27 protein-coding genes are annotated in these 18038 nt (G+C 35.3%); 6 read left to right on the forward strand and 21 right to left on the reverse strand.

What is annotated here, in order from left to right; translation table 11 throughout:
* Positions 1–72 precede the first annotated feature (72 nt).
* A complete protein-coding gene (locus JIN86_RS18160; protein WP_202342509.1) occupies positions 73–825 on the reverse strand; it encodes a TIGR01457 family HAD-type hydrolase in 753 nt (250 codons plus the stop codon).
* Complete coding sequence (locus tag JIN86_RS18165; RefSeq protein ID WP_009371987.1) at positions 822–1274, reverse strand: DUF86 domain-containing protein; 453 nt, start codon at positions 1272–1274, stop codon at positions 822–824. Before JIN86_RS18165 ends, JIN86_RS18160 begins: the two co-directional genes overlap by 4 nt.
* Before the next feature lie 88 nt (positions 1275–1362).
* Between JIN86_RS18165 and JIN86_RS18170 the strand changes: the two genes are divergently transcribed.
* On the forward strand, positions 1363–1629 hold the full coding sequence (locus JIN86_RS18170; RefSeq protein ID WP_009371988.1) for a DUF3055 domain-containing protein: 267 nt from the start codon (positions 1363–1365) through the stop codon (positions 1627–1629).
* Positions 1630–1707: 78 nt separating this feature from the next.
* Here the strand turns inward: JIN86_RS18170 and JIN86_RS18175 are convergent, their stop codons facing one another.
* The 12 genes from JIN86_RS18175 to JIN86_RS18230 form a co-directional block, all read right to left on the reverse strand.
* Positions 1708–1902 (reverse strand): hypothetical protein, encoded by a 195-nt coding sequence (locus JIN86_RS18175; protein WP_175400780.1) that lies wholly within the window; start codon positions 1900–1902, stop codon positions 1708–1710.
* Between the two features lie 51 nt (positions 1903–1953).
* Positions 1954–2481 (reverse strand): D-glycero-alpha-D-manno-heptose-1,7-bisphosphate 7-phosphatase, encoded by a 528-nt coding sequence (locus tag JIN86_RS18180; protein ID WP_004228273.1) that lies wholly within the window; start codon positions 2479–2481, stop codon positions 1954–1956.
* Positions 2482–2594: 113 nt separating this feature from the next.
* A complete protein-coding gene (locus tag JIN86_RS18185) occupies positions 2595–2942 on the reverse strand; it encodes a YutD family protein (protein WP_004228271.1) in 348 nt (115 codons plus the stop codon).
* Positions 2943–2975: 33 nt separating this feature from the next.
* Positions 2976–3893: a lipoyl synthase gene (lipA, locus tag JIN86_RS18190; RefSeq protein ID WP_004228269.1), complete on the reverse strand. Its 918-nt coding sequence runs from the start codon at positions 3891–3893 to the stop codon at positions 2976–2978.
* Positions 3894–4000: 107 nt separating this feature from the next.
* The gene (gene yunB / locus JIN86_RS18195; protein ID WP_048394406.1) at positions 4001–4798 is read right to left on the reverse strand and encodes a sporulation protein YunB; all 798 of its coding nucleotides are present in this window, start codon (positions 4796–4798) and stop codon (positions 4001–4003) included.
* Between the two features lie 23 nt (positions 4799–4821).
* Positions 4822–5931, reverse strand: coding sequence for an HD-GYP domain-containing protein (locus JIN86_RS18200; protein ID WP_004228267.1), 1110 nt, complete (start codon positions 5929–5931; stop codon positions 4822–4824).
* Between the two features lie 33 nt (positions 5932–5964).
* Positions 5965–7332: a bifunctional metallophosphatase/5'-nucleotidase gene (locus JIN86_RS18205; protein ID WP_202342510.1), complete on the reverse strand. Its 1368-nt coding sequence runs from the start codon at positions 7330–7332 to the stop codon at positions 5965–5967.
* A gap of 20 nt (positions 7333–7352) precedes the next feature.
* Positions 7353–8177: a sulfite exporter TauE/SafE family protein gene (locus tag JIN86_RS18210; RefSeq protein WP_004228257.1), complete on the reverse strand. Its 825-nt coding sequence runs from the start codon at positions 8175–8177 to the stop codon at positions 7353–7355.
* A complete protein-coding gene (locus JIN86_RS18215) occupies positions 8177–9034 on the reverse strand; it encodes a DUF72 domain-containing protein (protein ID WP_202342511.1) in 858 nt (285 codons plus the stop codon). Before JIN86_RS18215 ends, JIN86_RS18210 begins: the two co-directional genes overlap by 1 nt.
* Positions 9035–9215: 181 nt before the next feature.
* Positions 9216–10190, reverse strand: a complete 975-nt coding sequence (locus JIN86_RS18220) for an ABC transporter substrate-binding protein (protein WP_202342512.1) — start codon at positions 10188–10190, stop codon at positions 9216–9218.
* A 467-nt stretch (positions 10191–10657) separates the two neighbouring features.
* Complete coding sequence (locus JIN86_RS18225) at positions 10658–10840, reverse strand: hypothetical protein (RefSeq protein ID WP_202342513.1); 183 nt, start codon at positions 10838–10840, stop codon at positions 10658–10660.
* A 14-nt stretch (positions 10841–10854) separates the two neighbouring features.
* On the reverse strand, positions 10855–11745 hold the full coding sequence (locus JIN86_RS18230; RefSeq protein WP_202342514.1) for a helix-turn-helix domain-containing protein: 891 nt from the start codon (positions 11743–11745) through the stop codon (positions 10855–10857).
* A gap of 187 nt (positions 11746–11932) precedes the next feature.
* On the opposite strand from JIN86_RS18230, the gene JIN86_RS18235 reads away from it, so the two are divergent.
* The 4 genes from JIN86_RS18235 to JIN86_RS18250 all read left to right on the forward strand — a co-directional run bounded on the left by JIN86_RS18235 (position 11933) and on the right by JIN86_RS18250 (position 13484).
* Positions 11933–12154, forward strand: a complete 222-nt coding sequence (locus tag JIN86_RS18235; protein ID WP_131520434.1) for a helix-turn-helix domain-containing protein — start codon at positions 11933–11935, stop codon at positions 12152–12154.
* A 75-nt stretch (positions 12155–12229) separates the two neighbouring features.
* Positions 12230–12715, forward strand: coding sequence for a hypothetical protein (locus JIN86_RS18240; protein ID WP_202342515.1), 486 nt, complete (start codon positions 12230–12232; stop codon positions 12713–12715).
* Positions 12716–12842: 127 nt separating this feature from the next.
* On the forward strand, positions 12843–12992 hold the full coding sequence (locus JIN86_RS18245) for a hypothetical protein (RefSeq protein ID WP_175400725.1): 150 nt from the start codon (positions 12843–12845) through the stop codon (positions 12990–12992).
* Between the two features lie 252 nt (positions 12993–13244).
* Positions 13245–13484, forward strand: coding sequence for a DNA-binding protein (locus tag JIN86_RS18250; RefSeq protein ID WP_202342516.1), 240 nt, complete (start codon positions 13245–13247; stop codon positions 13482–13484).
* Between the two features lie 41 nt (positions 13485–13525).
* Here JIN86_RS18250 and JIN86_RS18255 read toward each other — a convergent pair whose 3' ends face one another.
* The 5 genes from JIN86_RS18255 to JIN86_RS18275 all read right to left on the reverse strand — a co-directional run bounded on the left by JIN86_RS18255 (position 13526) and on the right by JIN86_RS18275 (position 15453).
* The gene (locus JIN86_RS18255; protein WP_202342517.1) at positions 13526–13867 is read right to left on the reverse strand and encodes a YhjD family protein; all 342 of its coding nucleotides are present in this window, start codon (positions 13865–13867) and stop codon (positions 13526–13528) included.
* Positions 13864–14085, reverse strand: a complete 222-nt coding sequence (locus JIN86_RS18260; protein ID WP_202342518.1) for a transcriptional regulator — start codon at positions 14083–14085, stop codon at positions 13864–13866. The genes JIN86_RS18255 and JIN86_RS18260 overlap by 4 nt, the downstream gene beginning before the upstream one ends.
* Before the next feature lie 123 nt (positions 14086–14208).
* A complete protein-coding gene (locus tag JIN86_RS18265) occupies positions 14209–14907 on the reverse strand; it encodes a peptidoglycan recognition protein family protein (RefSeq protein ID WP_202342519.1) in 699 nt (232 codons plus the stop codon).
* On the reverse strand, positions 14907–15164 hold the full coding sequence (locus JIN86_RS18270; protein WP_202342520.1) for a phage holin: 258 nt from the start codon (positions 15162–15164) through the stop codon (positions 14907–14909). The genes JIN86_RS18265 and JIN86_RS18270 overlap by 1 nt, the downstream gene beginning before the upstream one ends.
* Positions 15154–15453: a hypothetical protein gene (locus JIN86_RS18275; protein WP_237497350.1), complete on the reverse strand. Its 300-nt coding sequence runs from the start codon at positions 15451–15453 to the stop codon at positions 15154–15156. Before JIN86_RS18275 ends, JIN86_RS18270 begins: the two co-directional genes overlap by 11 nt.
* 188 nt (positions 15454–15641) lie before the next feature.
* Between JIN86_RS18275 and JIN86_RS18280 the strand changes: the two genes are divergently transcribed.
* Positions 15642–16703 (forward strand): acyltransferase, encoded by a 1062-nt coding sequence (locus JIN86_RS18280; protein ID WP_202342521.1) that lies wholly within the window; start codon positions 15642–15644, stop codon positions 16701–16703.
* A 38-nt stretch (positions 16704–16741) separates the two neighbouring features.
* Here JIN86_RS18280 and JIN86_RS18285 read toward each other — a convergent pair whose 3' ends face one another.
* Positions 16742–16975 (reverse strand): hypothetical protein, encoded by a 234-nt coding sequence (locus tag JIN86_RS18285; protein ID WP_202342522.1) that lies wholly within the window; start codon positions 16973–16975, stop codon positions 16742–16744.
* Between the two features lie 12 nt (positions 16976–16987).
* Positions 16988–18031 carry a hypothetical protein gene (locus JIN86_RS18290; RefSeq protein WP_202342523.1) on the reverse strand — a complete coding sequence of 348 codons (1044 nt, stop codon included), beginning with the start codon at positions 18029–18031 and terminating at the stop codon, positions 16988–16990.
* Between the last annotated feature and the right edge of the window lie 7 nt (positions 18032–18038).

The following is an 18038-nucleotide window of genomic DNA, read 5'->3' on the forward strand; positions in this document are numbered from 1 at the left end:
AAATGCCTATATGAATAAATTTGAACAAATAAAAAGGATGTTATGCTGAAAATTAGCATAAACATCCTTTTATTACTTTAGTACGTCCACTACATATGTAGGTTGGCATTCTTTTTCGAGGACAGTCTTTGTAGGCGTCACCCCAGTATTCACATGAATGGTGTCACAGCCAAAACGAATACCACACATAATGTCCGTATCATAATTATCACCGATCATTACCATGTCTTCTTTGGCAATCCCATGCTCGGTAGCAATTACTTCCAGCATGGCTGGCGATGGCTTACCAATATAGATTGGTTCAACATCTGCAACTTCTCCTACCAAGCGTGCAAAAGAACCATTGCCTGGTAAGAACCCGTATTCTGTTGGGAATTTAATATCCTGATTCGTGGCAATAAAGGTTGCTCCTTGCTGAACAAAAACCGTGGCCCTAGCAAGTGCCATATAATCAAGCGTACGATCAATCCCCATAACAAATACATCGGGCTCATCCTCAACAGGCACAATATTTTCATTTAGTAGTGCCTGACGAATACCATCTGTACCCATCATGGCTACTTTCTTGCTTGGAAAATGTAAGGCCACATACTTTGCTGTGACCAATGCACTTGAATAAATATGCTCTAATGGCGCGTTCACACCAATAGACAGTAAAGCTTCTTGCAGTTGTTCTCGCGTCTTCGAAGAATTATTCGTTACATAGAATGGCTCATTTCCTGCATGCTGTAAACGATGAATAAAAGCTACCGCAGAAGGAATACCTTCCTTCCCACGGTAGACAGTTCCATCTAAATCAAAGCAATAGGCCTTATATTGTTTCATTGATGATCCTCTGGCAAAAATGCTGAAACCGGTCCTAATTCATTTGTTAAATAATTATGAACTGCTGGCGAGAACTGCTTTAAAGCTGTTAGATTAGCTGTTAGTACATGGATAACCTCTTGGATATCTACCTCTATAAACTCACGCACAAGCATTTTACGTAAGCCAACAACTGCTTTGTATGGTGCTTCCAAATCAGCAGCTACAACTTTTTCATCGACTAAAATATCAATAATATCCTCGTAGCTTCCTGGATCGCGCATAATGAAACCGTCAATCATTAAATTTCCTACATCCATCATTGACTCCATAATGTTGTGCCCAATTCGCTCGATAGCTAATTTTTTTATATCATTTTGAAGCCAGTTATCTTCTGTCTCCAAAATAGTTAATAGCCCATCTAAGTACTGTAAATTTTTTGTGATTTTATTACGATCTACAAAATACACAAGGAAAGCCCCCATTCAAATCTTTAAAAGTTGATAGTCTTTTCTCTTCTATAGTACCATAACTATAGGATTGGAAGGAGATTAAAAGATGGAACGTTTTTTTTTATATGATGATGTAGAAGATACGAAAACAAGATTTGTTAGTTTTGCTGGACAAAAGCTACGTTATGATTTAGCTATATTACAATCTGGCCGCTTCTTTGGAAAAGTGCTTGTCATGGATATCCAGTTCGGTCGCTTTGCTATTATTGGTCCTGATGATGTAGAAGAGCCTGGTTACTTAGAACATGTGTACAATCGCACAGAGGAAGAAACAATCGAATTACGGGAATACTTGCGTGAATTATTGAACTAACACCCATTTTATTGGGTGTTTTTTTATATAAAAAAATTCCGCTAGCCATGGGCGATTGCGAAATCTTTTTACGGATTGTTATTTATTTAAAGTGGATGGATTATCTTTATTATGGGGCTTGTCTTTATTTTCATTATCATTTTGCTTTTTCGCTTGCTGATTTTGACCAATCACAGCTAAATCGTCTACACTAATATCAAAACCATACCCATATTCCTCTCGATCTAATGGCTTTTTATTGCGTTTTTCTTTTGCCAACATCATCACCTCCATTCATAAATTATCCCTTTTTTAATGATTTATACTTCCTTTTTCTCAATACGTTTAAGCTGTTGCATCCTTGATAATCCACTGGGCAGCGCTTATTAAATCTGGAAAGACAGCATCTGCTAATGAATCTTGTTCCCCTAAGAAAACACCCTTTGTTCCTGCCCGTTTTCCTGCAATAATATCCGTATCTGTATCACCTACCATATAGGATTTTGATAAATCAATATTATATTTCTTTCCTAAATCCACAATTAATTTGCTATTGGGCTTGCGGCAGGCACAACCTGACTTAGGTTTGTGCGGACAATAAACGACTTCATGGATCACTGCCCCTTTTTTCTTTAGCTCCTTCACCATATGCTCATGTATTTTCTGTAAGCCACTTTCCTTCATAAAGCCTAAACCAACCCCACCTTGATTTGTCACGACAAACACATAATCAAAATGCTTATTTAGCTTTCTGATTGCCTCAGGCACTTGCGGTAAAAAGTACAAATCCTTAGGCTTATTCACAAACTTCACACGATTTGTTAGTACTTCATTGATAACACCATCACGATCTAAAAATACGGCTCTTTTCATTTGCAACACACCTTCGATAAGCTGTTTTGTGCTTTAGTTTTCCCTAATTACACAAAAGCTAACAATGATGAAAAAAACCTGATGCCTATCACATCAGGTTTTTGTATAAGAATTTATTCTGCTAAAGGTTCATGGTCTGTTGGCTTTGTTACTTCACTCATATCCACTACTTCTGGCTGTTTCATAACTTTCCCCAGTTTACGTAATACGAAATAAGCACAGCCAAAATTACAGTATTCGTATAGATAATCTTGAAGCGTACTTATTTTTGTATCAAAAGTGGATTTTTGATTTTTATCATCAAAAAAGCCCTTTAAACGTAACTGGTTATAGCCCCAATCACCTACAATATAATCGTATCTGGCTAAGATATCTGAGTATCTTTCCTGAAAAACTTCCTCCTGAAAGGCCTCGCGATAATCTTCTATTAGTTCATATTCTAATCCTTCAACTATGATCAAAGTGACACCACCCTTTTCGTTCAGCCTTGACGTTTACACTTCCGCTTGTAATTGACGTTCTTTCGTTGCAGCATTTACTTGTTCGTCTGCATGATAACTACTACGTACAAGTGGGCCAGCCTCACAATGCTTAAAGCCTTTCTCCATGGCAATCTTACGCAGTTTACCAAATTCTATTGGTGAATAGTATTTTTTAACTGGTAAATGCTTTTTCGTTGGCTGTAAATATTGACCGATCGTCATAATATCAACATTATTTGCACGTAAATCGTCCATGACTTCTAAGATTTCTTCATGTGTCTCGCCTAATCCAATCATTAGTGATGATTTCGTTGGAATTTCAGGCTGCATCTCTTTAGCTAAACGCAGGAACTCTAAAGAGCGTTCGTATTTTGCACGAGCGCGCACTCTTGGTGTTAAACGGCGTACTGTTTCAATATTATGATTTAAAATGTCTGGTTTTGCATCCATTAACATTTGAAGGTTCTCCTTCATCCCACCTAAATCTGATGGCAATACCTCAACAGATGTGAAAGGACTTTTACGACGAATTGCACGTACTGTTTCTGCTAAAACTTGCGCTCCGCCATCCTTTAAATCGTCACGTGCTACCATTGTAATAACAACGTGCTTTAAATTCATAATGGCTACTGAATCTGCAACGCGCTCTGGTTCTGCCAAATCTAGTTCATTTGGTAAACCTGTTTTCACTGCACAGAAACGACAAGCACGTGTACAAACGGAACCAAGAATCATCATGGTAGCAGTACGTCTCTCTCCCCAGCATTCATGGATGTTTGGACAACGAGCTTCTTCACATACTGTATGCAGATTTTTCTCACGCATCAGCTTTTTAAGCCCTTTATATTCATCATTCGTGTTTAGTTTTATTTTTAGCCAATCTGGTTTTCTTACATGTTCTTCTTTACTTGTAGGTTTACAAGATGTCATACGAATATCGCCCCTATCAAAAATATACATTTTTTAATATTAACTATCTTCACTGTTGTCAATGTAACATATTAAAGGCACTCCAACAACTATCACAACAAACATTTCTATTTATAAGGGACAGGTATTTCTATGGACGGTTGTGGCGCGTCACTACTATTGGTATAAATGTTTGGAACAGGTCCCCTTGTTAGGCCCATCGCTACAGGTATATCCTGTGCAACGGTAGAAGACTTACTAGCGAAAGGAACAATAATCTGAACATTTACCTCTAAATGAATACCTACCTCCACATAAGCACTATTGATTCCAAATTCTTGAATAGAGGATGTCACATTACTATGAACATTCCCAATCACATGGAAGCGTATCGGGATCTTTGGCCCCAAATTTCCAAGCAAAGGAATATTGGCTGCTTGACCAAGCGGTACAAAAAAGACAATGCCATCACCATCTTGGATCCTGTTAATATCATATTCAACATTATCTAATTCAGGTAAATGGGATAGCTCTCCTTGTTCAGCTTGCTCCAAATACATTTTAACAAGCTCTAATGTCTCTGCTCGAACACGATTAATGATTTCTGTATTAAACTTAGTGGTCATCATTTCAGACGTACCTGGAGGAATATCTTCAATGATATCATTTACATCTAATACATTAGAGGTACGTGAATTAATGGCTTTACTCACAACATATGAGGCAATCTTCGTAGTTTGTACTTCTGCATATTGCAAATAGGTTGGCATGAGCCGTTCATTTAAATAATAAATAAATAATATAAGGCAAACAACCATACTAACAATTAAAATCGTTAATTTATTAAGACGCATTCCCCTTCTACCATATGAGCGTAATTTCATTCTTTTTCGAGGGAAAAACAAAAAAATCTCCTCCTGTTCCATAACGTATGAACAGAAGGAGTAATTTATTCTACTTTTGCGGGAACCACATAATCCGTCTCAACATTTTCAACTGTTACCTCAGGATAATCCACTAAATTAATTTCATATGTAGCTGCAAGCAATTGATCTTGTTCTTCAAAAATACGAATCCATGGTAATGCCGCATCCAACGTGTTTTGTCTAGATACAATCCCACGGCGTCCATCTGATAATTTTAAAATAACACCATTTGGATAATGAACGACAGCTCTTTTTAAAGCTTTTACAATTCGAGCATCATAAAGAGTACCCGAGCCAGCTTCAACAATAGCTAGTCCTTGTGAAGGGAGCATCTTTTCCCGGTATACACGATTCGTCGTCACCGCATCAAAAACATCTGCAACGCCAATTATCTTGGCAAATGGATGAATTTCAAAGTCAACAAGTCCTCTTGGATAGCCACTTCCATCAATACGTTCATGGTGTTGGAAAGCACAGTGTGCCACAAGCAGAGAGATTGAATGTAAATTCCTCAATAAATCAAAACCGTAACGAGCATGCATCTTCATCATTTCAAACTCATCATTCGTTAAACGTCCTGGCTTTGTTAAAATATCTTTCGGTACCATTAGTTTACCGACATCGTGTAATAATGCACCGATTCCGATCAAACGTAAATCCTCAGCAGAGTAGCCAAGTTCTTTGGCAATGGCAATAGAATACAATGTCACTTGGAAAGAATGTTGATATAAATATTCATCAAATAAATAAGCATCTGTTAAAATGGTTAGAATTTCATTATTTCCAGTAACTGCAGAAAGTAATTCATCTACAATCGAAACAATTGTCTTTGATTGCTGATCTAATATATAAGAAGCATTTACTGGATTCAAACCATCAATGGACTGGAACGAATCCTTTATAGTTTTGATGACTTTATTTCGCATAGCAGGTGGAACGGTCTCTTCTACTTCTATACCCTCAGAAATCTCATCGTCAATATATAAATAATGTGTATTTAACTGTTGAAGTCTTTGAATAATACGGTCATTAATGACAACATCTTTCTTTAAAAGCGGATGACCTGCCTCATTCCAAATGGTTCTTCCTAATACCATTCCTTCTTTTAATACATCGATTGAAATTAATCGCATGACTTCTTCCCCATTCCATTCTTTAAACTCTCTCTATTGTTTAAAGAATCTTTGACCATAATCTATCATAATGTTTCGTAAAAATTCAGGTAAAATATATTGTTTTTTTGCATATTTAAAACTTGGATAAAAATAACCAAATGTAAACAGATCCAATGTGACCAGTTTATAAATGTGATTTTGATCTGCTAGCTTACCATTAATTAATAATTGCCGATTTTCATTCATGGAAAATCCATATGTCAATATTTTTCCAAAAATGACGCCTCTAAACCCTAATCCTTTTAGTTCGATATAGGGCCATTCTTCATTTTTGGATTGCATATAAATTTCTTTCATTTCAGCAACGGATAATTCAATTGTACATAAATTAATGGGATGTGGGAAAATTCGGTGCAAATCTAAGGCAGTCACTATTCCCTTAGGAAGACCATCTAAAAATATCCCTGCATTGAATAATGCACAGTCGGCACCACTTTTCTCCAAAATTGCATGTGCAAATAAATCAGATAGCTGTGAATAATGGAACCATTCCTTGTTGTAGGCTTTCTTTGTTGTAAAAACTGGAGTATCCAAAATTCTGTTACCCTCATCCTCCAAAAACTGCACCATGTTTTGTTCATTTTTAACAATTGGCAAATCCTTATTATGAATTAAAGTATCCTTTTTTTCAACAATTTTCCTCAATTTTTTATCATATTCTATGATAAGATGTCCAGTATATTGGCCAAACTTACCTCCACCTGTCAGTAAAACCCCATTAACCACTTTGCCCTCTGGTAGGACATGATGCGTATGAGAGCCGAATATAACATCAATTTCTGGACACTCGTCCGCTAAGAGCTCATCCTCTGTAATGCCTAAATGGGATAAGCATACAACAATGTCTACTTCTTCACGTAGTTGATGCGCTAAACGTAGCAATGTACTACGAGCGTCGTCCATATGCCAATTTAATTCTTCATAATATACTTCAAACATGGCCGTGGCTGCAATGACACCCAGCTTCGTACCCGTTGCTGTTGTTAATATTACATAGGGTTTCATCCATGCTGGCCTCTTCCCATGTGAGGCATATACATTTGCCACAACGACATCAAAATTAGCATTGTCATACAAGTGAAAGAGCTCTTCATGAGATAATGTAATGCCTTCATTGTTGCCGATTGTCACCACATCGTAACCTGCTTCATTGAGCAATCGCACATTGCCTTTCCCAACTGTTGCTTCTGTATAAATGTTGGACCGATCTAAATGATCTCCAACATCAAACAGATAGCTTGTTTCCCCGATATTCGCCAGATTATTTCTTTTCTCTTTCACATAGCTTTGCATTCGTGGCCAATACTTAAAATGACTATGCAAATCATTTGTGTGAAAAATATGGATCTTTTCAAGCATTAAAGCCACCTCACTTCAAATTAAGCTAATATGCCTTCTATAATAGATCGAATTCCTAATAATAATAGAATAATCCTTAAAGCTAGTACAAGTGTATCGGATTTAATTTTTTTATTTAACGCAGCACCTAGCTTTGCTCCTAAGTAAGCACCCGGGATCACAGGGATTGTATAGAGCCAAGGGACATGTCCTAAAGCAATATGGCTTGCGGAATTAACGATGGACGTTAAAAATACCATAAACATCGATGTTGCCACCGCGACATGTGGCGGGAATAAGAATAAAATAATCATTGCTGGCACAATCATGGAGCCGCCACCTATTCCAAATAACCCAGAAGCAAAGCCAATACCAAATGTTAATGTAATGGCAAACCAAATAGGATAGCCATATACATAGGTTTTTCCCTCAGAGTCAGTAAATTCTTGCTGCATACCATTTTTTACAAACCATTTTACAGGCTTCAGTTTGTCCCGCACAAGCAAAATAATCGATAAAATAATAAGTAAAATACCAAAATATAAATTGAAGGATGGTAAATCTAACCCTTTATTGACCCATGCGCCAAGAATCGTTCCAGGGATACTTCCAATAAAGAATATAAAGCCACTTTTATAATCCACCGTTTTAGATTTCATATAGCTTAGTGTGGAGGCAAGTCCCGTGAAAATCATCATCACAACTGATAAACCGACTACTTTTTGTGGTGTAATATCTGGGATCATTCCTAAATTTAAGCCGATGTATAATGTTGCTGGTACTAATACTACACCACCACCTAGCCCAACTAATGAGCCAATTAGACCAGCAAGCAATGCAATGATGACTAATAAAATAAACTCCATTATAGTTCCCCTTCAAACATGTTTAATTGTTTAGGTGCCAACCCGACATCGTTAATATTCAACATACCTTGTAGCTCCTTTGCGTTTTTCGCTGCATGATTACCTGAATTATTATTAAATAAAACGAAGAGTTCATTGACCTCTGTTTCAAGCTTTTTCATGCTATCCCCAAGCTGCTGTAATTCTTCTTTATTATAATCATATAAGAAGCGAACTTTACGCCAATTTTCTGCATTTCCTGTGTTCCGCCATCCATGTATATTGCGACCATGGAGACGAATCAACGCTTTATTTGCAGTCACTACAGGATAAAAAGGAACAGATCCTACACCAGCCTGTGGTTCATCACAAATCGTATGGATAAATTGTTGTTCTCGTAAGAAATCTATCGTTTGCTTGACAACATTTTCTGCATACCATGTTTGATTTCGAAACTCAATCGCTACTTCAAAATCCTTTAGCTGTTGTCGGATATACAATAAATATTGCACATTTTTTCCTTGGCAATCAAACCATGGTGGAAATTGTGCTAATACCATGGCTAGCTTTCCATAACGTTTAAATTCATTGGCACATTCAATAAATGCATTGAACATATCATTTTTGGATTCAAAGGGAATCTCTCCACGTAAATGCCCCGTCATGCCTTGGTAAGCTTTCACAACAAAACGGAAGTTTTCAGGTGTATCCTTACACCATTTGCGAACATGCTCTTTGGCTGGTATGGCATAAAAAGAAGTATCTACTTCAACCGTTAAAAAATGACCTGTGTAATCAAATAATTTATCCTTTGAAGTAGTCACTCCACTATAAAGTGAAGGGTGATCGCCCCAACCAGTTAATCCTACTACAATCATGTGACATCCTCCTCTATCTACATAATCATAGCACACAGTATGTCACTACAAATAAACATCATGTAAAAAATATACCTTCTTTTGTCTAAACTAATAGCAGATTGAGCATCTACTTAATTTTGCAAAAGAAAAAGCATGCGTCCATATTCCATTGAACTCATGCTACTTTAACAGGCTACATTTATTTCACAAGATTTTGCTGAATCGCCTCTAAAAACTTAATCCGGCTGTATGCAGGGCCGCCTTCCATTAATGGATCTAATACATTAACAAATACTTGGTCATTTTTAAATGCAGTAATATTTTGGATGATTGGATTCTTTTTAAAGTCTTCTAAAGCATTCGGCGCGTCCGCATTTTCATCTGTTGAAAACTGCACAAATAAATAATCAGGATTCATATCTGCAAGTTGCTCCACAGAAATGGCCTCTTGAGATTTAGCTTTAGCAACTTCATTAGGTACTGCTAAACCAAGCTCTCCATAAAGAACTGCATTTAAAAATACTTCTTTTGGATAAACATACGCTTGTCCCCCACGAATACGAATAGCCGCTACTTTTTGATCTTGTAGTTTTTCAGTTAACGTGGACTTAGCAGCTTCAATATTAGCTTTATATGTAGATAAGATCTTCTCAGCATCTGCTTGCTTACCAGTTAGTTCGGCTAGTAAATTCAAATTAGATTCCCAGTTCGTCGAAATATGTGACACCAAAATTGTAGGTGCAATTTTCTCTAATTTACTTTGTACCTCTTCTGGGAACTTTGTGGACCCTAAAATGACATCTGGATTTAATTCTAATATTTTTTCAAAGTTTGGTTTAATCTTCTCACCAATAGATTCTGCTTTGTCTGTTACAGAAGCATATAGCTCAGGGAACTTGCCACCAATAGCAATAGCTCCTACTGGGTGAACATCCAGCATAACCATATCCTCCATCGCTTCCATAGCTCCTGTTACAACAATTCTTTCCACTTTTTCTGGCACTTCATAGCTTTCACCAAGATATTCAATCGTTCTCGCGCCATTTTCATTTGTTGATTCTTCTTTTGGTGTATCAGTGGAAGATTCCTCTACTACTGCCTTCTTCTCTCCACATGCGGCGAGAATGAGCATAAATAATGCTATGAAACTAATAAATAAAAACTTCTTTTTCATTTACATATTCTCCTTTGAAGATGATTAACTATCTCATCTGGCTTATTGAAGTACTGAACATCTTCTAGATTTATCAACCCCTTCTTAATTGATATTGATTCTCATTATCATTTTAGTATGTAATCTTAAAAAAATCCAGTACTATTTCGATATATTCTAAATATCCACTTTCATTCTCAACGTAAAAACACAAAACAAAAAACCCCTAGTCACAATGTATGTTGTGACTAGGGGTGACTAATAAATTAACCGATAGAACCTTCCATCTCAAATTTAATAAATGGAAGGTTTTAAAATGTATTATATAATAGAAGAAACTCAATGAAATCATTCTTTTTAGCATAAGGGCTTTTCAATATTATCATACCTTTTCAACTGTTGTCGGCACGAAATCGGCATGTTGTCGGCATGAAAAAAGGTATCACAAATGGTATCACGAGACCACTCATTTCTAGGGTGGTCTTTTCTTATCTCCGCACATTACAAACTCTTATACGAGACTCTATTGTGGCGTTCTTCTTATCAACAGTTTTATTAACATCTGTGGATGACAATCGGTCCACATTTAACTTATGGTCCGATTCTTGGACCGAAAGAAAATCAAAAATCGTTAATTGACCTTGTTGTTCCATGTATTCAAAATGAGTCATTTATAATCTCCCCTTTACCACAACAACCAGTTATCGATTGTTGGTCTTATATTTAATTGTGGATGGCTATCACGCTCTGTTAACCAATTGTAGAAAGGCACAGGACGTTCTCTATCTGCTGTTTCTTCTATAGATGATGAATTAGTCAACTTCTTCTTAGAACGCTCTACAGCCTTGTTAAATGCCCCTACAAATACGGCTCTTAATGTACTAGCAATTGTTAATGTACCGTTCGCAATATCACGGATAATTTTAGCTAAAACATCCTTAGCGTTCACGAAATCACGTACATCGTTCATTTTTGTAGCCAAGATACATTTGTGAAGTTGGTCCTTCAATTCATCTTGTAAAGGCAGCGAGTGCATGAAATCGTAAAGCATTACTTGGTACTCGTTCATGTACTCCTTTTTCTTTTCAGCTTGCAAAGCTAATTCATTGCCAAGACTCATAATATTATTTGCTTGTTTAGAACTTAAAAGATTAAAAGAACTAGATGGTAGGTCTTGTGATTGTGGAGGGCAAACGTTACTCTCACAAGGCTTTTCAGCATTTTCACGGTCGGACATTGACGGTGAGACATTGTAAGGCAAAATGATATAAATGCTTGCTCCTTGCCCTCCTTTACTCTTTACAGTCGTTTCTTTCTTGATGATTCCTAACGATTCCAATTTTGAAATTGCTCGATAAACAGTCTTTGTACTGATCTCCAGTGAAGCAGCAATTGTAGAAGCTTTTAAATGACATGCCCCAGTATGTTCTAAGCTGTGCGATGCCAGTTTAAATACGATTGCTCGTTCTGATTCTGTTAAGTCGTAATAGTGTACCGCCATATGGTTTTCCACACTCTTATCCATATCTGCTACTGAATCGAATGTTATGTATTGTGCTAGGTATTCGAAAGCCATTTCTGTTTCACCTCACTTAGAATTTACTTAAAAGAAATCGACATATAAAAAAATATAAATTTGTGTTTAAACAATTTCGATTAAGTAAATCATAATTTCGTTTAAGTAAAATGTCAACATTTAATTTCTTTTAAGTAAATTATGGTTTATAATAAAAGTAACATAATAACATGAGAGTTGGTGAAGAATGGGCGCTGAATTAAAATCAAATCTTGGAGAACTGTTGAAAAAAAGAGGTTGGGACCAAAAGAAGCTTGTGGAAATTACAGGTTTAAACCCTCGTACCATAAGTGAGTTAGTTAATGACAAGACAATTCGTATAAATAAGAATGCACTAGAAAAAATAGCTGATGCCCTAAACATTGAGGATATATCAGAAATAATACAATTCACAAAATCAGATAACTAAATAAGGTTGTCTGTTTTTTTGTATACTTTCTTTGCACAATTTCCTAAAATGGTAATATCAAGGGAGGTTTTATGTATGAAGAAATTATTTTACATCGGAGCATTGTCAGCTTTATTACTAGCTGCATGTGGTGAAGACGAAGCAAAACCTAAAGAGGAAAAACCTGGTTCAGCAGAAATAGAGCAAAAACAAGAAAAAAATCCAGTTGAAGAAGCTGTAAAAACAGTAATTAAAGATGACTATGAAATTGTTGAATCAGATGATGGTTTAGTCAGAATTAATATCAAAGATAAAAAATTACATGAAGGTTCTAAATCGCAAATTTTAAAGAAGTCAGGTAAGATTTTTGCTGAATTATCAAAAGTAGAAAGTATTCAATCCCCTTCAATTTACTGGTTTGCCCCATTGACTGACCAATATGGGAATGAAGAAATGGGAGAAGTGTATGGTATTTTCTTTGATGCCGAAACCTTTAAAAAAGTTAATTGGGATAACTATGAGAAGTTAGATTTAGAAGCGATTGCTCCAGGTTACAAACAGCATGAATCATTAAAAGACTAAGGTCACTCAAACGAGTGGCTTTTTTTATGAAAATTTTTACCAAAAAGAGTAAAATAATATATATAAAGCTATTTACTTTTTTGAATAGATATAGTATAATAAAAGTATAGAAAGGAGGTGAACAAGAGTGGATGAATTTGAAAAAGTCCTTGCAACAGTAGCACTAGTCGCAACAGCTTTTAAAGCTTTCACATCAGGCTTGAAAGACATTTACGACATGGTGCAAGGGACAAAGAAAAAGCGACGCCCTCCCGCAAAGAAGAAACGTCGCAAATAAGCTATGAAGGAGGTTAGCGCCTCCTTCTCAATCAAATTATAACACATCCACTTACATGTATGAAAAAAATGCTTAAAAGATTTGGTTATGCAAATGTTGCTTTAATATTAGCCAGCACAGTCATAATACTCACATACGTTGATTTTCAGAATCCATCAACTTTAGATTATGTATTAATCACACTGTATGGATTCACAATTTTAATTCACATCATAAGACTAATTCTATTTATGATAAAAGCGAGGTAGTTAAATGGAGTACAAATTTGAATCAACTGAGGAACTACTTGAATTTTTAAATAATGAATTGTTATCTGCAGCTGAAGCAATTGAAATTTTAGATATATCCAAAGTACGTCTTGGAAAATTAGTTAAAGACGGAAAGTTAATAGCTGTTAAAGAGCAGCCTAAAATGTTTTTAAAAAGCATGATATTAGAGAAAAAAGAAGAACTTGAATTACTTCGGAAAAAGTATAGACCATATGACGAATAAACAAAAAATGACCAGGTACTCAAATGAAGATGAGCGCCTGGTTATTTATTTTGATGACTTATAAGTAATTCTTCTACCTGAGTTTTGAGTGCTTGATTAGCATATCTCATCACTTCATCATTACCCGCGGTGGTTATTGTTAAATCGCTAAAATACTCACTCACCTTTTCCCACTTTACTATTTTAATTTTATCTTTTGCCAGCACTCTTTTAAGGTTGTAATAATCATTTGTGATGGCTTTTAAAAGCTGTTCAAGAATCGGCATGTAGACTTTGCTCATTTTTAGATTTTCAATTACTGCAAAGTCACGTTGTAAGGATTGTACAGCCATATCGTGCACAACTAATTTATGAAGCATTCTACGCTGTTCAGGGTTCATCATACGACTTCACGTTCCTTGTGGATGATTGGAACAACCGCCAACACGCTATCAACCATAAATGTACGTTTTGCTTGTCTTGTAAAACAATAAGCTTGAAACGAATCGCCAGCAATTTTAATAATTTTGATACGCCTTTTTGACACTGTGCCGTCTTTAGACATGTACATCATATTTAAAAATTGGTTACGCTGCATTGCTTTAATCAGTTGTTCTTTCATCATCCTCACTCCTCAATACAGAACATTCGTTTGTATTATTTTAGAACAAACGTTTGTGTTTTGACAAGTGAAATTTGTGGAAATAAAAAAAGCCCATTACCAATTTAGGTAACAGGCATTTGATTACATACTACGTTGTGCAATGATAATCTTCAATCCTTCAAAATCACCGCCAGTCATCATACCAGCATCAAATTTATCTAAGTGTGATTTATCAATAAGCTTTTTGTCTACTGCTTGTTTAAGATAGTCACGAACTGCAGCTTTAAGTGTTTCATTAGTAAATCGCATTGTATCATCATCCTTTGCAATATTATTTGGTATTGAAGGTTGCATATTTGATTTAACCATTTGTAAAAAACTGCTCCATGGAATAGGTGCACTTGTGGAACGCATCTTACTAGGGCAATTTTTCCCACTGTAGAAATTATGCTGTACTACATCATTGACTGTTAAGTTCTCGTCTTTAAGAATTTTTGCAACTAGTGATGCTGTATTTTGTACAGTCCTTACATAGTCTCCATCAGCATTCACACACATCTCAATATGGATAGCTTCGTTATTCCCCTTTGTGCTACCTGCTGCCCAACATTGATAATCATGTGTAAATGATTGAATCGCTTCTTTGTCATCCACAGTCCAGTGCCAACTTGCTTGTCGACTATTACCGTTGGCTTGAAGTAGAGCGTGGTTGTTTGCCCCACTACCTTTTTTGGTATTGTCAGTTTCATGAATGCATACTTTTTTACGAGTGTTTTTACATCCTCCTGTTACTTTAATAGCCACGGCTGCTGACACTAAATATTGTCTGATTTGCACCATTATTTATCACCCTTTGGCTTGTCATATTTTAAAGCTCTTTCGCTATCGTTTATACCTGGTGTTGTTGGATCGTGTACGATTCCGATTAACGCAAGAATAGTCAGTACTGTCTCGACTACGTTCGTTACCTGCGCACTAACAAGTGTAATGTCTGCGCCCCATATAGAAGCAATTTGATGTGCTAGGACGATAATAAGCGCCCATAGAGATAATAGAAACGTTTTATTTTTAAAGCGTACTTTCCAATTAATTTTCATGTGTAATCCCCTCCATTTTATCTAAACGTTTGTGAGCTTGTTTGCTTGATTCCTCCACACGAATTACACGTTCAGATAGCCCTGTAACACGCATCTCTTGGGCTTTTATATCAATCCGAATAGATTCTACTCCAGCGTTAATATTGTCTAGTTTCGTGCGTATTACAGCTGAATCAGATGCATCGTTTTTTACATCCTTGTCTCGATTACGGTTGTAAGTAAGTACTCCAATAAATGCACCTAATACCGTACATAAAATTCCGATTAAAGCTACTGTTTGACTGTCCATGTCAACACCTCACAAATAAAAATAGCACTGTTCGGTACAGTGCATTTCTTAAATCTTGTTGTATATAAATAGCCCTCCACAATTATCTGTGGAAGGCTAAAAGTATCTAAAACTTTTTATAATATCCTATATACCTAACTTTTTCTTTGCTATTATAAAGTAAATACTTACCTAATAAGGAGAAACTTATGGATAACAAAGAACGTTTGGATTATTTTGATACGTTAAGGGCTTTAGCTATTATAAGTGTAGTCGTACTACATTCTGCTGCTCCTTTATTGTATGAGTTTAATAATATAACTAAATTTGATTGGCAAATAGCTAATATTTTTGACTCATTAACACGATGGTGTGTACCAATTTTCTTAATGATAAGTGGTTATTTAAATATTAATTCTTCACATAAACCATCTGTTTTTTATAAAAAGAGATTTACTAAAATTGTAATACCCTTTACTTTTTGGGCCATCTTTTATTATTTATTTTTACTTTACTTGAACCCAAATATTTATCTTTTTCATGAATTGTCTAATCTAAATACATACACAAGTTTTTTAAAACAAATGGCATTTGGTCCTGTGTATTATCATTTATGGTTTGTATATGCAATTATTATTTTATACTTACTTAATCCAATACTTAAAAAATGGTTATCACGTATTTCTATGCGTACAATTAGCTTTTTAGTAATTGCCTATTTTGTTTTAATTTCAATAAACAATATTGTAAACATGAAATTTGGTATTGGTTTTAACACTAGTGGTCTTGCTATTTCAGTTGGATATTTTGTTTATGGCTCATTGTTTATAGGGTACTATCTTCTTGGATACTTACTAGGTCAAATCAAAAGAGTTAATATGACGCTTTTGAACTCTATTGGTCTAACAAGCTTGGTTATAACAATTGTTGGAACATATATTTTAACCGCAAACAATGATGGCATATTCAACGCATTTTTCTATCATTATTTAAATTTCAATACTGTAGTAGTTTCTGTTTGGATATTCCTGTTCTTTAAAGTAAGTAACCCTAAGAACAATGTTCTAATAAAAAACATTAGTAAATATTCATTTGGTATTTACTTAGTACATGTTTTTATCATTGATTTCTTAAATAAATTCGACTTTAATGTGATGTTCATTAGCCCAATTATAGGTATACCACTCTTCGCAATTATTATTATTGTTCTAAGTTATATAATTGTATGGATTTTAAGTAAAATCCCAATTGTAAAATCAATTGTTCCTTAACATAGAGGGAGGGTTAAATCCCTCCTTTTTTTACAGGTTTAAATATCCTCTTCTACAAATGTCGCTTCATCTCCCCACACTGCTAAAATCGCATTAATTTGTGCTGATGGTAATTCTTTTGAAACCTGTTGTCTACCTAAATCACTATTTACATAAGCTCTACGCCAGATTTCGCCAATGGGATATTGTTGTTCCTTATAAAGAATATAAGTTTGTTTTTTCACACTAACACTGTTTTGGTTTAAATTATCAAGAATATATTTTTCAATCATTTTACATCCCCCTTATTTACTTACTTTATAAGTCGCTGATAATCTTATAAAACTAGCATTAATAATTTTAGCAGCTACTATATCATTTTCTGCCTTGTTATTCCCGCACTCTTTTAATATAATTCTTGTGCCAGTGATACTAGCTAACAACTCGCTATACCCTTCACTTAAAGTTATAAATTGATATCCTCCAATGGAACAATGCGCTGCTGAAGCAGCAAATGGAATACCGCCAATCTCTAGGTCGCCAGACATACTCGTATCTTTATTGTTGATTTGTAGTGTTAAATCAATTTTCACTAAATTATTAATTTTATAGTATGTCCCAGTTTGTAATAAATAAGTAGTATTTGTTCCAGCATTTGTTGTTCCATAAAAATATGGAGTAAAATCACCAGTTTCTATTGTTAATCCATGAACTCCATTTAAATCTTCAACACTTTGAGCCATATGTCCATTGAAATCAGTATGACTTGCAGCTCCAATATCTTCTGGAACAAGAGGGACATTTCCGTCTGCTTCAGGTGATTTTCCCGCAACCTTTGAAACCGATCCTGTACCATCTAAACCTTTTTGAGCGAATAACTGCCACCATTCATTGCGTTTTATTGAAAGTGTAGGAGGAGGATTACCTTGTGTATCTTTAATACAAATGAATCCACTACCATCATATTCAACTAAATTATTCACTTTATAAAGTTTGCTATTATCATATGATTCAGCATTACCAAACTGATTAATGAATGCTTGCATGTCATTAATGGCATTCAATGCGTCCTGTGCTGCATTATTTGCATCAGTAGTAGCGTTTTCCGCATTTGTTATAATAGTTGTAGCATCCTGTAAAGCCGTCTCTAAATCGTCAATTATTACATTACCCTGATTTAAAATCTCGTTGATTTGGTCAATTAGTGCCTGAACATCTACATCACCAGTAAGCAAGTTTATTTGCCCTTGTAAGTTGGATAAATACCTTTCGATAATGGTCCAGTTATTATTTAATTTTTCGCGTTCAGAACGTGACCAATTCGATGCGATTGGATTTAAAATTGCCATTATGTCA

Source organism: Lysinibacillus sp. HST-98, from assembly GCF_016757845.1.
Lineage (GTDB): Bacteria > Bacillota > Bacilli > Bacillales_A > Planococcaceae > Lysinibacillus > Lysinibacillus capsici.

Bases quoted from the DNA above. Each gene is read 5' to 3' on its own strand.
- JIN86_RS18180 (WP_004228273.1), bottom strand. From the start codon at position 2,481: ATGAAAAGAGCCGTATTTTTAGATCGTGATGGTGTTATCAATGAAGTA.
- JIN86_RS18220 (WP_202342512.1), bottom strand. From the start codon at position 10,190: ATGAAAAAGAAGTTTTTATTTATTAGTTTCATAGCATTATTTATGCTC.
- JIN86_RS18230 (WP_202342514.1), bottom strand. From the start codon at position 11,745: ATGGCTTTCGAATACCTAGCACAATACATAACATTCGATTCAGTAGCA.
- JIN86_RS18270 (WP_202342520.1), bottom strand. From the start codon at position 15,164: ATGAAAATTAATTGGAAAGTACGCTTTAAAAATAAAACGTTTCTATTA.
- JIN86_RS18285 (WP_202342522.1), bottom strand. From the start codon at position 16,975: ATGATTGAAAAATATATTCTTGATAATTTAAACCAAAACAGTGTTAGT.
- JIN86_RS18250 (WP_202342516.1), top strand. From the start codon at position 13,245: ATGGAGTACAAATTTGAATCAACTGAGGAACTACTTGAATTTTTAAAT.
- JIN86_RS18170 (WP_009371988.1), top strand. From the start codon at position 1,363: ATGGAACGTTTTTTTTTATATGATGATGTAGAAGATACGAAAACAAGA.
- JIN86_RS18215 (WP_202342511.1), bottom strand. From the start codon at position 9,034: ATGATTGTAGTAGGATTAACTGGTTGGGGCGATCACCCTTCACTTTAT.
- JIN86_RS18200 (WP_004228267.1), bottom strand. From the start codon at position 5,931: ATGCGATTAATTTCAATCGATGTATTAAAAGAAGGAATGGTATTAGGA.
- JIN86_RS18235 (WP_131520434.1), top strand. From the start codon at position 11,933: ATGGGCGCTGAATTAAAATCAAATCTTGGAGAACTGTTGAAAAAAAGA.
- JIN86_RS18240 (WP_202342515.1), top strand. From the start codon at position 12,230: ATGAAGAAATTATTTTACATCGGAGCATTGTCAGCTTTATTACTAGCT.
- JIN86_RS18205 (WP_202342510.1), bottom strand. From the start codon at position 7,332: ATGCTTGAAAAGATCCATATTTTTCACACAAATGATTTGCATAGTCAT.
- JIN86_RS18225 (WP_202342513.1), bottom strand. From the start codon at position 10,840: ATGACTCATTTTGAATACATGGAACAACAAGGTCAATTAACGATTTTT.
- JIN86_RS18260 (WP_202342518.1), bottom strand. From the start codon at position 14,085: ATGAAAGAACAACTGATTAAAGCAATGCAGCGTAACCAATTTTTAAAT.
- JIN86_RS18265 (WP_202342519.1), bottom strand. From the start codon at position 14,907: ATGGTGCAAATCAGACAATATTTAGTGTCAGCAGCCGTGGCTATTAAA.
- lipA (WP_004228269.1), bottom strand. From the start codon at position 3,893: ATGACATCTTGTAAACCTACAAGTAAAGAAGAACATGTAAGAAAACCA.
- JIN86_RS18175 (WP_175400780.1), bottom strand. From the start codon at position 1,902: ATGGAGGTGATGATGTTGGCAAAAGAAAAACGCAATAAAAAGCCATTA.
- JIN86_RS18210 (WP_004228257.1), bottom strand. From the start codon at position 8,177: ATGGAGTTTATTTTATTAGTCATCATTGCATTGCTTGCTGGTCTAATT.
- JIN86_RS18160 (WP_202342509.1), bottom strand. From the start codon at position 825: ATGAAACAATATAAGGCCTATTGCTTTGATTTAGATGGAACTGTCTAC.
- JIN86_RS18290 (WP_202342523.1), bottom strand. From the start codon at position 18,031: ATGGCAATTTTAAATCCAATCGCATCGAATTGGTCACGTTCTGAACGC.
- JIN86_RS18255 (WP_202342517.1), bottom strand. From the start codon at position 13,867: ATGATGAACCCTGAACAGCGTAGAATGCTTCATAAATTAGTTGTGCAC.
- JIN86_RS18280 (WP_202342521.1), top strand. From the start codon at position 15,642: ATGGATAACAAAGAACGTTTGGATTATTTTGATACGTTAAGGGCTTTA.
- yunB (WP_048394406.1), bottom strand. From the start codon at position 4,798: ATGGAACAGGAGGAGATTTTTTTGTTTTTCCCTCGAAAAAGAATGAAA.
- JIN86_RS18275 (WP_237497350.1), bottom strand. From the start codon at position 15,453: ATGGACAGTCAAACAGTAGCTTTAATCGGAATTTTATGTACGGTATTA.